Origin of the sequence: Bradyrhizobium sp. HKCCYLS3077, from assembly GCF_051167555.1 — a bacterium.
Classification (GTDB): Bacteria; Pseudomonadota; Alphaproteobacteria; order Rhizobiales; family Xanthobacteraceae; genus Bradyrhizobium.
Genome location: NZ_JBNPTH010000001.1, coordinates 336,426 through 350,686, shown reverse-complemented (window position 1 = coordinate 350,686; position 14,261 = coordinate 336,426). Strand labels below are relative to the sequence as shown.

Genomic DNA, 14,261 nt, shown 5'->3' with positions numbered 1-14,261 from the left:
GGCGACGGCAAAGCCATGAGGCAATGTGGCTGGCCGCAGGGTTGGGGATTGGGACATGTCGAAGCTCACGCCGCACGGCGAGTGTTTGCTGTGGACACCTGAATTGATCTGGGTGAACGCGGTGTCCGATACCCTCATCTCGTTCGCCTTCTTCGCCATCGCCTTCGTCCTCGCCTACATGGTCTATCGTCGCCGCGACTTTCAGTTCAGCTACATCTTCTGGGCATTCGCGTTCTGGGTGTCGGTATGTGGACTGACGCGGCTGATCGAAGTGCTGACCTTGTGGGTGCCGGCCTACGTGCTCGAGGCGACCACCAAGGGTTTCCTGGCCTTCATGTCGGCAGGCATCGCCGCGGCGCTGCTGCTGTTGCTGCCGCGCGTGCTGACGATGCCGTCCCGGGCCGAGCTGAAGCATGCCTATGCGCAGCTCGAGGAGGAAACGCGGCAGCGGCGCACCGCGGAAGCCATGGTGAGGCGCTTCCAGGAGATAGAGGCCACCGAGGCACAGGTACGCCAGGCACAGAAGATGGAGGCGATCGGCCAGCTCACCGGCGGTGTCGCGCACGATTTCAACAACATCCTCACCGTGATCACAGGCACGATCGAGATCCTCGCCGAGGCCGTGAAGGACCGTCCGCAGCTCGTGCAGATCACCAGCCTTATCAATTCGGCGGCCGCGCGCGGCGCCGACCTGACCAAGCACCTGCTGGCGTTCGCGCGGCGCCAGCCGCTGCAGCCGCGCAGCGTCGACATCAACGGCATGGTGGTCGACACCGCCCGCCTGCTGCGGCGGACGCTCGGCGAGCAGATCGAGATCGAATCCATGCTGGCGCACGATTCGGCGCCGGCCATGATCGATCCCAGCCAGCTCTCGACCGCGATCCTCAACCTCGCGCTGAACGCGCGCGACGCCATGCCCGAGGGCGGCAAGCTCACGCTCGAAACCAAGAACGTGCTGCTCGACGACGCCTATGCGCGGATGAATCCGGAGGTGATCCCCGGCAACTACGTGATGATCGCGGTCAGCGACACCGGCGTCGGCATTCCGGCCAATTTGCTCGACAAGGTGTTCGAGCCGTTCTTCACCACCAAGGACGTCGGCAAGGGCGTGGGCCTCGGGCTGAGCATGGTCTATGGCTTCGTCAAGCAGTCCAACGGCCATATCAAGATCTACAGCGAGCCGGGGCACGGCACCTCGGTGAAGCTGTATCTGCCGCAAGCCAACCGCGACGCCGACGCAGCGCTGGCCGACATCAGCATGGCCGGCATGGAGCGCGGCGACGAATCCATCCTGATCGTGGAAGACGACTCCCTGGTGCGCGAATATGTGATCGCCCAGATCAAGCGGCTCGGCTACACCACGCTCGCCGCCAGCAAGGCCGACGAGGCGCTGGCGCTGATCGACAGCCCCGTCCGCATCGATCTGCTGTTCACCGACATCATCATGCCCGGCGGCATGAACGGCCGTCAGTTGGCGATCGAAGCCTTGAAGCGGCGGCCGAACCTCAAGGTGCTGTACACCTCGGGCTATACGGAAAACGCCATCGTGCACCACGGCCGCCTCGATGCCGGCGTGCTGCTCTTGACCAAGCCCTATCAGAGTGCCGATCTCGCCCGCATGATCCGCACGGCGCTGAATGCGTGACCCAAAGGACCAGCGCCGGGAACGGCGCCGGCTGATCCGTCCGCCGCATGCGCGCGTTTCATGAGCGGCTGGCGCAAGGTCGATCAGCAGGACCGATCAGCGGAGTCGAGGTTGCGTGAATGATTGACATGTTCCGGCGCTGGCTCGCCGCCGTCCAGGCCTATGCGACGACGGACGATCCGCAAGCCGACATCGCCGCCAAGGTCGCCCTGGTCATCGTCTCCAACCAGCCGTTCTATCCGCTGTATCTGCATGCGATCGCCGGCACCGCCGCCTGGCCGGCCTGGCTCACGCTGCTGACCTTGCCGCTGTTCGCCAGCGTGCCCGTGCTCGCGCGACGCGACCCGTTTGCCGGCCGCGCCCTGATGGTGCTGGCCGGCACCGGCAATACGGTGTTCTCCGTCAAGCTGTTCGGCACCCATAGCGGCGTCGAGCTGTTCCTGATTCCCTGCGCTTTGCTCGGCGCGCTGCTGTTTCGTCCCGAGGAGCGCCTCCGGTCGCTGCCGCTGCTGGCCTTGCCGTTCGCCTCCTATCTGTTCGTCGACGCCCGTCTCGGCGAGCCGCTGATGCGCGTCGCCGAGTCCGACTACGCCTCGCTGGTGTCCATCAACGCCATGAGCGTCGGCGCGCTCACCGCCCTGATCGGCCTGCTCGCCGCCGCGCGCATGGCAAGGGAGTAACGGACCGGCAGCGTCATCGGGGTGGCGTCGCGGCAGCCCAGATCGCCGCATGGCCGACGCCGCGGCGCCACCGGTCCCACATCTGCGCGTAGAGATCCTCGAGCGATCGGGCGAAGGCCGGCGCATCGAACAAGGGGGCGACCAGGCGGTTGCGCCGAAGCCTCGCCTTGGCTGCCTGCAGCAGGTCGGGCTCGGCCGCAAGCGTCAGCGCGACCGCGACGTAATCGGCTTCGTCGGAGGCAATCAGCTCGGACAGGCCGACCGCATGCAGCAGGCTGCCAGCCACCCGCGACGCCAGCGTATCGCCCGCACAGGTGAGGATCGGCACGCCCGCCCAGAGCGCATCGCTCGCCGTGGTGTGCGCGCCGTACGGCGCGGTATCCAGAACGAGATCCGCCAGCTGCAGCCGGCGGAGATGCGCCTTCTGATCGAGCTCCGGTGCGAACACCAGGCGGTCCGGCGAAACGCCGCGGCGTAGCGCCTCGCCGCGCAGATTGCCCTGCGCCTGATCCGAGGCGAGCAGCCACAGCAAGCTGTCCGGGCTTTCCGCCAGCAGCCGGCACCAGATGTCGAACACGTCCGGGGTGAACTTGTAGGCCTGATTGAAGCAGCAGAACACGAAGCCGGATTCCGGCAGACCGACATCGCCGCGCGCCGGTGGCGGCCCCAGGCTGGCCCGGCCATGCGGCTGGTAGGAATGCGGCATATAGGCGAAGCTCTCGGCGTAATCGGCCGCGGCGGAGGGCGGCGTGATGAACGCGTCCGTGATCATGTAGTCGCAGATGTCGCGGCCGAGCGTCCCGGGATAGCCGAGAAAGTTCACCTGGACCGGCGCCGGATGCAGCATCAGGATTCCGGTGCGGGCGCCGCGCGTGAATCCCTTCAGGTCGACCAGGATGTCGATGGCCGCCGCATGGACCGCGGTCGCGGCATCGCTGTCGCTCAGCGCCGTGATGTCGTGAAAGACGTCGAAGGCGCGGCTGAGCCGGCCGCGCATCGTGCCGCCGTCATCGGCCCCGAACGAGAAGGCGTGCAGCTCGCAGCGCGTCCGATCGTTGGCCTCGAGCGCCTCGATCAGCAGATGCGCGGTCGCGTGATCGTGGAAGTCGTTTGACAGGTAGCCGACACGAAGTTTGTCGCGAACCCCCAGGTCGAAGCGGAAATCCAGGCGGCTTCGCTCCGCGCCGCTGGCGGCCAGGCGATCCCGCGTCCACAGCTCCGAGCAGACGCGATGGTCCCGCGCGCTCATTCCGGGCACGGACAGCATCAGGAACGGCGGAATCTGCCCCGACCGCGCTCCCGCCAGCGCCAGGCGGGCGTCTATCGATGACTGGGCGAAATCATCCCAGGCGCACATGCCACGGTCGCGACCGAACGCTCTCATCGAGTCCCCTCGTCGCCGGAGCCGCCGGCCGCCTTAGGCTCAGCAAGTCCTGCGCCAGCCCTGGGATCACCAAGCGCCGGTTATGCGAAGCTCCCCCGCTTGAAGACACACGACCGCCGATCCCCTCCGCCGTCATCCCGGACAAGTCCTGACAATGCGCCCGCGTTGGCAGGGCGCAGATCCGGGATCCATACTCCGTGCTGCCCGTGTCGCGCACGCTGGAGCGGCAGTGGTGCCAACACCGACGCCCTGTGGTTATGGGTCCCGGATCGGCGCCCCAACGCGCTCGCGCGCGTCGTGGCTTGTCCGGGACGACAGCCAGTGTGAAGCACCGCTGTCGGCTCCCAATCCGATGTCGTCTCGGGAAACTCCGGACTAATCGCTCGGCGAGATCTTCGACGCGTGAGTCGCCCGTCGGGCAGACCGGTCCACTCCAGCTCGATCTCCAACGCCACGAGGCGACATGCTCCGAAAAACTCATTTCGCCCGCCGCCTCAACGCGATGACCCCTGTCCAGATGCCACCGCTAAAATTTTTTGCTTCCGTTTTTTCGAAATCTATTGTCTGATGCGGACATACCGCCTCGAGCAGAGGGCGTATCGCGGTCGTCACGACACGCGAGGCGGGGAGCGATGGCCGCAGTGGATCGCAGCATGCCCAAGGGCATGCCGACGAACGGTTCGTTGCGGACGGTGAAGTCGTGTGGTTCTGACACCCCGATGCTGGTGTCCCGCGCAACGCGAAAGCGTTGTCGCGATACGGTGGCCAGAAAGCCCGGTGCACCGAGAAGAGCACGTATAAGCCGTAGCCCATTGCGCAGGGAGGGCCGGTCGTCGGCCGAACCTGTGGTTCCTGCCCCGTGCATTCTTCTCGCACGGGGGCCACGGGCACCGGTCGGTGCCTGGTCTTCCCTGCCCCTCTCGCTCGGAGAGGGTCCATCGGCACACCAACTCGGGCGCGGATTGCGCCGCGGGGCTGCTCGGCTGCGACCTTGCGACTACGCCGCGGCCATCTGCCAGGCGGGCGGCGTGTAGGACGGCGTATGATAGTTCATGTTTGCAGGCGGCTGCGACGGCGCCTGGCGCGCGATGAAGTAATCCTCGAGCTCGGCGACCGCGCGGCTTTCCCATTCGGCCGCCTGCGCCAGCAGCGACTCGCGCTGATGCGGCCGGAATGCCGCCGTCTGCCGGTACAAGGAGGCGATGGTGCGATAGCGCCGCACGTTTTCGAGAACCGCTTCCCCATTCATCATGACTGCTCTCCTCTCTCCGTCCCCCAGGACGACGGAGGCAACGGTGCACCCGCGCGTTTTCGAAATCGTTAGCGGCCCGCGCCAGTGCTGCGGATGGTTGGCAAATCGTTGCCTAATGAGATGCGTCAATTTGTCCGCATCCGCCTGGACGGCGGTCGAGACGCGGCGGCCTCCCGTATCACTGAACCGCTGTGCCCATTAGGAGTCGGGTTTACAACGACTTAGGGTTAACGGCACAACGGAGAATTGTGACGACATCACAGATACTTACGACGGCGAGTGTTGTAGTTGGACTACAGCACAACAAATCGGATTGTGAGATGAGTGTGTCCGAACGTTGCTCATTTGATTTGAGGATTGTGACCGATGAAGACGCTCGTCTCCGCAACCGCCCTGCTCCTCGCGACCTCGTTCGGCGCTTTCGCCGCAGACCTTCCGGCACGCTACACCAAGGCTCCGCCTCCGGCCGCGATCTACAATTGGACCGGCGGCTACTTCGGCGGCAACGTCGGCTATGGCTGGGGCCGCTCGAATCTCGGCACGACCCTCGATCAGACCAGCAGCTGGGCGGCCGAAGGCGTCGCCTTCCAGAATACGTTCGTCGCCCTCAGCAACAACCGGCTCAATCCCGCCGGCATCGTCGGCGGCTTGCAGGCGGGCTACAATTGGCAGAGCGGCCCGGGTGTGTTCGGCATCGAGGCCGACATCAACGGATCGGACATCAACAAGCGCCTGATCGTCACGGGCCCGAATCCGCCGACGACGCGCACGTTCAACGAGACCATCCGCACCGACTGGTTCATGACCCTGCGCGGCCGCGCGGGTGTCGCCGTCGACACCACGCTATTCTATGTCACGGGCGGTCTCGCCGTCGGCAACGTCAAGGGCAGCTGGGATCTGACCTCGGGCAACGGCTACGCCAAGACCGCGTCTGCCAACGTGACGAAGGCCGGCTGGACGGTCGGCGCCGGCGTCGAGCATGCGTTCGCCCCGAACTGGACGGTGAAGGCCGAGTACCTCTACACCGACCTCGGCAACATCAGCTACGCCTCGACCTATTCCCCCGGCAGCACGTTTGCTCCTCCCGGCTTCAACTACCGGGAAAATCTGTCGCAGGATTTCTCGTTCCACACCGTCCGGGTCGGCGTGAACTACAAGTTCGGCACCCCGGTCGTCGCGCGCTACTGATCGCGACCGCAACGATTCGCAAAAGCCTCGGCTCCGCCGAGGCTTTTTTGTTGAGCCTCAGGCCGCCGCGATGGCGGTCCGGAAGCGGCGCAAGGTCAGCCACAGCACCAGCGCGGCCGTGACGGCCACGGCGACGAATTGCGGCCAGACGACATCGAGGCCCGCGCCGCGATAGAGGATCGACTGCGCGAACGAGACGAAGTGCGTCGAGGGCGAGGCCTTCATGATCGTCGACAGCCAGACCGGCTGGCTCTCCACCGGCGTCATCCCGCCGGACAGCATGTTGATCGGCACCGCGACGAGAATGTAGAGCAGCCCGAGCTGCGGCATCGACCGCGCGATCGTGCCGAGGAACAGCCCGACCGAAGTGGCGAAGAACAAATAAAGCACGGTGCCGCCGAGGAACAGCGGGATCGAGCCCATGATCGGCACCTGCAGATACCATCTGACGACGAGATACAGGGCCACGGCAACCGCCACCGCGATCACCAGCGCATTGGCCCAGATTTTCGACATCGCAATCTCGAACGGCGACAGCGGCATCACCAGCAGATGATCCATGGTGCCGTGCTCGCGCTCGCGCACCAGCGCCGCGCCGGCCAGGATGATCGCCAGCATGGTCACGCTGTTGATGATGCCCATCACGCCCTCGAACCATGCCGTGGTCACATTGGGATTGAACGCGATCCGCGTCACCAGATTCACCGGAGCCAGCGACGGCGTCTCGGAGCGGGCGACGAACCAGGCGACCTCGGTATCGATGATCTCGAGCGCGTAACCGGAGCCGATGCCGGCCTGGATCATCGCGGTCGCATCGACATTGACCTGAACCGACGGCTTGCGGCCGGCGAGAACATCGCGCTGGAAGTTCGGCGGGATGTCGAGCACGAAGGTGAAGCGGCCGCTGTTCATCAGCGGCTCGATCTGGTCCTGACGGATGTGCACCGGCGTCTGGTAATATGGCGGCAGGAACGCCTTGGTGATGCGGCGAGACAGCTCGGAATGGTCCTCGTCGACCACCGCGATCGAGGCGCGGTGCAGCTCCTGCGAGCTGCTCTGCGCCTGGCTGATGACGGCGACCGTGAACGAATAGATCACGAGCCCGATCAGCACGACATCGCCGAACAGGCTGCGCAGCTCCTTGGTGCCGAGCCAGAAGATGTTGGACAGCGAGCGCAGCATGGCTCAGCGCTCCTGCTTCGGCAGCATCAGGAGGCTGACCGCGGTCAGCGCGGGAATGAAGACCAGCAGCGCCAGGATGTCCATGCCGACATCGGCAAAGCCCAATCCCTTGGTGAAGGTGCCGACCGTGATCGGGCGGTAGTAGGTCATCGGAAAGCCCATGCCGATCAGCCGCGCGGCGCCGGACAGCGAGGAGACCGGGACCAGCATACCGGAGAACTGTGTCGCCGGCAGCACGGTCAGGATCGCGGTGCCGAACAGCGCCGCGATCTGGGTGCGGCAGAAGGTCGAGATCAGCATGCCGAAGCCGGTCGTCGTGAACACATAGACGAAGGTGCCGGCGAGCAGCGGCAGGAACGCACCCTTGAGCGGCACGCGGAACAGCACCAGCGCCATCACGAACATCAGCACGAAATTCGCCAGCGCGACGCCGACGTAGGGCAGCTGCTTGCCGATCAGGAATTCCAGCCGCGTCACCGGTGTGACGTAGAGATTTGTGATCGAGCCGAGCTCCTTTTCGCGCACCACCGCCAACGCCATCAGGATCGCCGGGAACAGCGCCAGCAGCAGCGCGATGGTGCTCGGCGCCATCGCATAGATGCTGTCGAACGCCTGATTGTACTTGAAGCGGATCTCGACATTGACCGGCGCGGCGGGCAGCGGCTGCGTGGTCTTCACCGCGGGATCGGACAGATAGAGCTGATGCGTGCCTTCGAGATAGCCGCGGATGGTCTCGGCGCGGAACGGCATTGCGCCGTCGATCCAGGCAGAGACGAACACCGGCCGTCCCCGCTTGAGATCGACGCCAAAATTCGGCGGGATCTCGATCGAGGCCTTGATGTCGCCGCTCTTCATGCGCCGCTCCAGCTCGGCATAATCGGCGAGCGGCGGCCGCTCGACGAAGTAGCGCGAGCCGCGGAGCTCGGCGAGATAGGCGCGGCTCTCCGGCGACTGGTCGCGGTCGAGCGCGGCGAAGGTGAGGTTGTTGACGTCGGTGGAGATGCCGAAGCCGATCACGATCATCAGGAACGCAGTGCCGAACAGCGCGAACATCAGCCGGATCGGATCGCGGATCAGCTCCAGGCCCTCGCGGATCGTATAGGCGAGCAGCCGCCGCGAGCTGAAGGCGGGCTGGCGCTGGTCGCCCTGCGCTGGCGTTGCATGCGGCTGATCGGGGCTCGCCTGGGTGAGAGTGACCGGCGGATCGGCGACGCCGGCGTCCTGCTCGAGGAAGGCGATGAAGGCCTGTTCGAGCGTCTGCGCTCCCTTGGCCGCGATCAGCCCGTCCGGCGTGTCGGTGGCGAGCACGCGCCCCTCATGCATCAGCGACAGCCGGTCGCAGCGCGCGGCCTCGTTCATGAAATGCGTGGAGACGAAGATGGTCATCTCGTCCTGCCGCGACAATTCGATCAGCAGCCGCCAGAACTGGTTGCGCGCCACGGGATCGACCCCCGAGGTTGGTTCGTCCAGGATCAGCAGGTCGGGCTTGTGGACGATCGCCACCGCGAGCGACAGCCGCTGCCGAATGCCGAGCGGCAGATCAGCGGCGAGACCGTCGACATGGTCGGCGAGATCACAGCGATCGATGAGCTCGGCGATCCGCTTGTCGGCGGTGGCGCCGGGCAGGTGAAACAGACGGGCATGCAGCACGAGGTTCTGCCGCACCGTGAGCTCGCCATACAGCGAGAACGCCTGCGACATGTAGCCGACCCGGCTGCGCGATTCATGGTTGCCGGCCTCCATCGAGCGGCCGAAGATCAGCGCCTCGCCCGCGGTCGGCGGCAAGAGCCCGGTGAGCATCTTCATCGTCGTGGTCTTGCCGCAGCCGTTCGAGCCGACGAAGCCGAAGATCTCGCCCTTGCGAATCGCGAAATTGACGCCGTCGACGGCGGTGAAATCGCCGAAGCGGCAAGTCAGGTCGCGCGCTACAATGACGGTCTCGTGGCTGCCGTCGAGTTCGGCCTTCGGCGGCATGGCCGCCTCGTCCCGTGCGGCGCCATCGGGCAGCAGCGCGACGAACGCATCCTCAATCGTCGCCGCGCCGGTCTGCGCCTTCAGCTCGTCCGGCGCGCCGGTCGCGAGCACGCGGCCATCGTTCATCGCGATCAGCCAGTCGAAGCGCTCGGCCTCCTCCATGTAGGCGGTGGCGACGATGACGCTCATGCGGTTGGCGCTGCGCGCCCTGAGCCGGTCGATCAGGTCCCAGAACTGCCGCCGCGACAGCGGATCGACGCCGGTGGTCGGCTCGTCCAGGATCAGGAAGTCGGGATCGTGGATCAGCGAGCAGCACAGGCCGAGCTTCTGCTTCATGCCGCCGGACAATTTTTTCGCCGGCCGGTCGGCGAAGTCAGCCAAGGCCGTCGCCTCCAACAGTTCGGCGATGCGCCAGTCGCGTTCTGCACGGGATTGGCCGAACAGCCGGGCGAAGAACACGATGTTCTCGCGCACGCTGAGATCGGGATAGAGATTCTTGCCGAGACCCTGCGGCATGTAGGCGATCCGCGGGCAGACCTGCTCGCGCGCGCGCCGGTCAGCCATGTCGGCGCCGAGCACGACGGCATCGCCCGACTGGATCGCGCGGGCGCCGGCCAGGATCGACAGCAGCGACGATTTTCCGACGCCATCGGGACCGATCAGGCCGACGACGCAGCCGCCGGGGATCTCGAGCGAGACGTCGTCGAGCGCGGTGATGTCGCGATAGCGCTGGGACAGTTGCCTCACCACCGCGACGGGAGGCGCTGATGTGCTCATGGCGCAGCTTGCAGCCGTGCGGGCCAGGCGGTGTCGGGATTCCAGCGGACATACGCCACGCCCGGCAGACCGCTGCGCACGGCGTCGGCATGCGCGGCGAGCCTGTCCTGGTCGACGCGCACGCGAATGCGGAACATCAGCTTGTCACGCTCGCTGCGGGTCTCCACCGTCTTCGGCGTGAACTGCGCCTGGCTGGCGACGAACGAGACCTTCGCCGGGATCGGCCGATCCGGATAGGCGTCGAGCACGATCCGCGCGTCGCTGCCGATCTTGACCTTGCCGACCTCCTCGGTCTGCAGGAACACGTCCATGTAGACATAGCCGGTGTCGAGCATGGTGAAGACCTTGCCGCCGGCGCCCAGCACCTCGCCGACATTGGCGAGCCGATACTGGATGCGGCCCGGCTTCGGCGCGATCAGCGAATTGTCGGCGATCTGGACCATGTACAGCGCGACGTCGTGCCGGACCGCTTCCAGCGAGCGCTGCGCTTCCGATATCTTTGCTTGGGCGCCAGTCAGGCCGGCGGTCGCGGCGTCGAGCGCCTGCTGGCGCTGGTCGGCGAGCTCACGCGTCGTCCAGCCACTTTGCAGCAGGCTCCGCGTGCGCTCCATCTCCTGTTCGGCCAGCGTCTTCTGCGATTGCAGCTGCGCCAGATTGGCGTGCGCCTGATCGACCACATGCTGGGCCTGTTCGGCCTGGGCCTCTGCCTTCGACAGCGACTGCTGCAGCTCCTTGGTGTCCATGCGCGCCACGATCTGGCCGGCCTCGACGAGATCGCCGATATCGGCGCGCAGTTCGGCGACGCGACCGGCATATTTGGTGGCGATATCGATCTCGTCCGCCTCGATACGACCATTGCTGACGCTGATGCCGAGCGGCAGCGGCGGGTGAAGCTGCTGCCACCACACGTAACCGCCGCCGCCCGCCGCGCCGAGAACAGCGAGCAGCAGCACCAGCGGCCACATCACCCGCTTCCGTTGCGGCTGATGCGCCACGGGAACGGGCATGGCGGGATGCGGCACCACCGTTGCGGCCTCAGTGCGCGGCTGTGGCACAAGCCTGGTATCGTTGACGCGCTCAGTTTCCTGCTGATCCATTCCAAGACGCCTTCGTCGCTGACGCAGGCGCTTGCTTTGCCATACGGCTCCCGAAAACCGTTGACTCAGCTCAACGGCGCGCAGCGTTCAGCCACCAGGTGGCGTGGACGGCGATCACGTTTGGGTTACGCCAGCGAGCCGGACATCCTGGCTCTGGCCACGATCGCCACGGACTTCGCGCGGCGTCAGCCCATATTGGCGGCGGAACGAGCGGTTGAAGTGCGAGAGATCCCCGAAGCCGACATCATAGGCGATGCTGGCGATCCCGAGCTGGCCGTGGGCAGGATCGCACAGCATGCGATGGGCGTTCGCGAGGCGCACACCGGCGAGGAATGCGGAGAAGGTCGTGCCGTCGATCTCGAACAGACGCTGCACATAGCGGGGCGTGACGTTCAACTTCGCCGCAAGCGTCGATACGGACACGTCGCGACGCCGGCTGTTGGCGACCAGAAACGATTTGGCGAGCTTGAGCCGGGCGGCGCGCAATCCGCGCGCGCGCATCGTCTCGGCCATGTCGACGGACGGACCGATCGCGAGCGCCAGCAGATCCTGGACGTGACGCACCGACAGGTTCAAGAGCTGCGCATCGATGGCACCGCCGCTGCTCATGAGCCAGCCCGCATAGTGATCGAGCAGTTGCAGCGCGCCGTGACCTGCGGGAATCGGCCGCATCACCGCATCCTCGATGCTGAGATCGGCCGCTTCGATCATCACACGCGGCACACGCAGGGTCAACGACCGGCCGTTGCTCGCGCGATGGAACGCGCACGGCTCGGCACCGCTCAGGATCACCGCATCGCCCTCGCGCAGCTCCTGGGTCTGATGCGCGGCCTCCACGAATGCGGTCCCCTCGCGATTGATGGCGAGGAGCACGGTGTCGGCGCCGTCGGTCAGATGGCGGCGCGATCGCGAGATCCGCGCTGGCGTCGCCCAGGCATCGAACAGCTGCAATCCGGGCAGCGCCAGCGCGCGATTATGCGCCTTGAAGGCGACGTCCGGCGCGGGCTCGAAGTCCACCCGCAGCATCACTTGGCCGTAATGCTCGCGCCAGAACGCAGCCCGTTCGTGCTCCGCGATCCGGTCGGTTGAAAACTCGACGATCTGAGAATTGAGACCCGACATGCAATCACCCGCGACTGATCCGATTGCGACCGAGAATGGTTCGCTCCGACGGTTCGATACCGTCATCTGCTTGCGGCAGGCGTCCTCTGATCAGGGGACGCGGGCTCGCATGCGCGATCCGAATGTGAACCGGATCACCTCTGATCGCCGCAGCCTCGGCATTCGTCGTCCAACGCCAAGACTCACGCGCATGGGAATGTTGCCGTCCGTCCCTCTCACAACCAATGAGGACGAGGATGACACTGTCTGGACGATGTTTTTGCGGAGCCGTCGAAATCGAGGTGACCGGGGCGCCGGAGGCCATGGGCTATTGCCACTGCCGCTCCTGCCGGTCGTGGTCGGGCGGCCCGGTCAATGCCTTCAGTCTCTGGAAGCCGGATGCGGTCAGGATCACATCGGGCGCGGAGCACGTGGCGATGTTTCAGAAGACGGCGCTGAGCCAGCGGCAATACTGCACGAAATGCGGCGGGCATCTGATGACCAACCACCCGCCGCTCGGGCTGATCGACGTGTTCGCGGCGACCCTGCCCGAGCTTGCGTTCCAGCCCGCGGTCCACGTCAACTATGCGGAAACGGTGCTGCCGATGCGCGACGGCCTGCCGAAGCTGAAGGATTTTCCGCGCGAGTTCGGCGGCTCGGGCGACACTATCCCCGAATAGCCCGGCACGCAGCGAGCCTGGAGGACTCGTCGCCTCCAGGCTCTCGGCCTCGGCCGGTCGGAACCGGTGAACCTGTCGCGGCGCATGGCGACTCACAAGGGACTATCATCCACGCGTCAGGGTTGACATTGCAGACCCGCGCGACCGGCCCGGGCCATTGCAGCGAGGTGACCGTGACGAGCGAGCTCTACGCGCAGGCGCTGGACGCCATCTATCAGGGCTTTGCGGACCCTGATGGCATCACCGACGCGCTCGGCTCGATCCGGACACTGATTGGCGCCGAGGGCGCCACATTGGAAGTGATCGACACGACCACGTCGCGCCCGCTGGTCTTTCATAGCAGCGGCGTCGCCTCGGCCGAGGGCGACGACTATCTGGCTCATTTCGCGCCACGCAATCCCCGCCTGGCGGTCGCGGCGCGTCAGCGCCGAGGCGAGCTGTGCTGGGACTATCAGGTCATGGACGAACGCGCGATGAGCCGGGACCCGTTCTACGCGGAGTTCCTGCCGCGGGCCGGGCTCCGCTACTTCCTCTCCGCGGTGATCGAGCACACGCCTCGGCATTTCGTCGCCCTCACCTTGCAGCGCGCGGCACGACAAGGTCACGTCGGCTCGGCCGAGATCGCGCAGCTGCGGCGCCTGACACCGCATCTGCAGCGCGCCTATGACTGGCGACAGCGTTTTGGCGGCGCGTCAGGCGAGTTCGACACGCGAGCGCTCGACCTTCTAACCGACGGCGTCGCGCTACTGGGCGCCAGGGGCCAGGTCGTCTATCTCAATCCGAGCCTGCAGGCGATGGCGACCGTAGGCGGCCTGTTTCGGATCGATCAGCGCGGCATTCACTTCCGCTCCGGCGATGTCAGCCGCCAATTCGTCCGCGCTCTTGGCGCGGTCGCCGGGACCGGAAACCTTGCCGGCGAGGAGACGGCGATCGACTTCCTGGCGCCTCGCACCGACGGCCTGCCGCCCTGCACGATTTCACTACGCGCGCTGCCGCAAATCCGCTTGCGCTCAGACCTTCCCGACGCGGCCGCGATCATGCTGGTGCGCGATCCGATGTCGGATCGCGCAGCGGCACGGCTGCTGCAGGAGCTGCATGGACTGACGCGGGCGGAGGCCCAGCTCGCCTGCGCCCTGAGCGGCGGCATGACGGCCGTCGAATATGCGGCGCATCGCGGCGTCAAGGTCACCACGGTCTATACGCATCTGAAGCGCACGCGCGAGAAGACGGGATGGCGCGGCGTCGCCGAGCTGACCCGACGCGTGCAGGAGATCTCGATCGGGCTTCGGATGAACTGAAGC

The 14,261-nt window shown here is 66.0% G+C and carries 11 protein-coding genes; 5 read left to right on the top strand and 6 right to left on the bottom strand.

The window, feature by feature from the left end:
• The first annotated feature begins 55 nt into the window (after positions 1–55).
• Both ACQR0Z_RS01610 and ACQR0Z_RS01605 read left to right on the top strand, forming a co-directional pair.
• Positions 56–1,645, top strand: a complete 1,590-nt coding sequence (locus ACQR0Z_RS01610) for an ATP-binding protein (protein WP_434917459.1) — start codon at positions 56–58, stop codon at positions 1,643–1,645.
• A gap of 119 nt (positions 1,646–1,764) precedes the next feature.
• Positions 1,765–2,325: a hypothetical protein gene (locus ACQR0Z_RS01605; RefSeq protein ID WP_434917458.1), complete on the top strand. Its 561-nt coding sequence runs from the start codon at positions 1,765–1,767 to the stop codon at positions 2,323–2,325.
• A 13-nt stretch (positions 2,326–2,338) separates the two neighbouring features.
• On the opposite strand, the gene ACQR0Z_RS01600 is transcribed toward ACQR0Z_RS01605, so the two are convergent.
• Both ACQR0Z_RS01600 and ACQR0Z_RS01595 read right to left on the bottom strand, forming a co-directional pair.
• The gene (locus ACQR0Z_RS01600; protein WP_434917457.1) at positions 2,339–3,709 is read right to left on the bottom strand and encodes a UDP-N-acetylglucosamine-peptide N-acetylglucosaminyltransferase; all 1,371 of its coding nucleotides are present in this window, start codon (positions 3,707–3,709) and stop codon (positions 2,339–2,341) included.
• A gap of 997 nt (positions 3,710–4,706) precedes the next feature.
• Positions 4,707–4,961 (bottom strand): hypothetical protein, encoded by a 255-nt coding sequence (locus tag ACQR0Z_RS01595; protein ID WP_434876241.1) that lies wholly within the window; start codon positions 4,959–4,961, stop codon positions 4,707–4,709.
• Between the two features lie 366 nt (positions 4,962–5,327).
• Between ACQR0Z_RS01595 and ACQR0Z_RS01590 the strand changes: the two genes are divergently transcribed.
• The gene (locus ACQR0Z_RS01590) at positions 5,328–6,149 is read left to right on the top strand and encodes an outer membrane protein (RefSeq protein WP_434917456.1); all 822 of its coding nucleotides are present in this window, start codon (positions 5,328–5,330) and stop codon (positions 6,147–6,149) included.
• A gap of 57 nt (positions 6,150–6,206) precedes the next feature.
• Here the strand turns inward: ACQR0Z_RS01590 and ACQR0Z_RS01585 are convergent, their stop codons facing one another.
• From ACQR0Z_RS01585 to ACQR0Z_RS01570, 4 genes are all read right to left on the bottom strand, one after another.
• Positions 6,207–7,331: an ABC transporter permease gene (locus tag ACQR0Z_RS01585; protein ID WP_434917455.1), complete on the bottom strand. Its 1,125-nt coding sequence runs from the start codon at positions 7,329–7,331 to the stop codon at positions 6,207–6,209.
• A gap of 3 nt (positions 7,332–7,334) precedes the next feature.
• Positions 7,335–10,082: a ribosome-associated ATPase/putative transporter RbbA gene (rbbA, locus tag ACQR0Z_RS01580; RefSeq protein WP_434917454.1), complete on the bottom strand. Its 2,748-nt coding sequence runs from the start codon at positions 10,080–10,082 to the stop codon at positions 7,335–7,337.
• A complete protein-coding gene (locus ACQR0Z_RS01575) occupies positions 10,079–11,179 on the bottom strand; it encodes an HlyD family secretion protein (RefSeq protein ID WP_434917453.1) in 1,101 nt (366 codons plus the stop codon). The genes rbbA and ACQR0Z_RS01575 overlap by 4 nt, the downstream gene beginning before the upstream one ends.
• A 114-nt stretch (positions 11,180–11,293) precedes the next feature.
• Positions 11,294–12,301, bottom strand: coding sequence for an AraC family transcriptional regulator (locus ACQR0Z_RS01570; RefSeq protein WP_434917452.1), 1,008 nt, complete (start codon positions 12,299–12,301; stop codon positions 11,294–11,296).
• A gap of 236 nt (positions 12,302–12,537) precedes the next feature.
• Between ACQR0Z_RS01570 and ACQR0Z_RS01565 the strand changes: the two genes are divergently transcribed.
• Both ACQR0Z_RS01565 and ACQR0Z_RS01560 read left to right on the top strand, forming a co-directional pair.
• The gene (locus ACQR0Z_RS01565; RefSeq protein WP_434917451.1) at positions 12,538–12,960 is read left to right on the top strand and encodes a GFA family protein; all 423 of its coding nucleotides are present in this window, start codon (positions 12,538–12,540) and stop codon (positions 12,958–12,960) included.
• Positions 12,961–13,082: 122 nt separating this feature from the next.
• Positions 13,083–14,258, top strand: coding sequence for a helix-turn-helix transcriptional regulator (locus ACQR0Z_RS01560; protein WP_434917450.1), 1,176 nt, complete (start codon positions 13,083–13,085; stop codon positions 14,256–14,258).
• The last annotated feature ends 3 nt before the right edge of the window (positions 14,259–14,261 follow it).

Bases quoted from the DNA above. Each gene is read 5' to 3' on its own strand.
- ACQR0Z_RS01610 (WP_434917459.1), top strand. From the start codon at position 56: ATGTCGAAGCTCACGCCGCACGGCGAGTGTTTGCTGTGGACACCTGAA.
- ACQR0Z_RS01605 (WP_434917458.1), top strand. From the start codon at position 1,765: ATGATTGACATGTTCCGGCGCTGGCTCGCCGCCGTCCAGGCCTATGCG.
- ACQR0Z_RS01600 (WP_434917457.1), bottom strand. From the start codon at position 3,709: ATGAGAGCGTTCGGTCGCGACCGTGGCATGTGCGCCTGGGATGATTTC.
- ACQR0Z_RS01595 (WP_434876241.1), bottom strand. From the start codon at position 4,961: ATGATGAATGGGGAAGCGGTTCTCGAAAACGTGCGGCGCTATCGCACC.
- ACQR0Z_RS01590 (WP_434917456.1), top strand. From the start codon at position 5,328: ATGAAGACGCTCGTCTCCGCAACCGCCCTGCTCCTCGCGACCTCGTTC.
- ACQR0Z_RS01585 (WP_434917455.1), bottom strand. From the start codon at position 7,331: ATGCTGCGCTCGCTGTCCAACATCTTCTGGCTCGGCACCAAGGAGCTG.
- rbbA (WP_434917454.1), bottom strand. From the start codon at position 10,082: ATGAGCACATCAGCGCCTCCCGTCGCGGTGGTGAGGCAACTGTCCCAG.
- ACQR0Z_RS01575 (WP_434917453.1), bottom strand. From the start codon at position 11,179: ATGGATCAGCAGGAAACTGAGCGCGTCAACGATACCAGGCTTGTGCCA.
- ACQR0Z_RS01570 (WP_434917452.1), bottom strand. From the start codon at position 12,301: ATGTCGGGTCTCAATTCTCAGATCGTCGAGTTTTCAACCGACCGGATC.
- ACQR0Z_RS01565 (WP_434917451.1), top strand. From the start codon at position 12,538: ATGACACTGTCTGGACGATGTTTTTGCGGAGCCGTCGAAATCGAGGTG.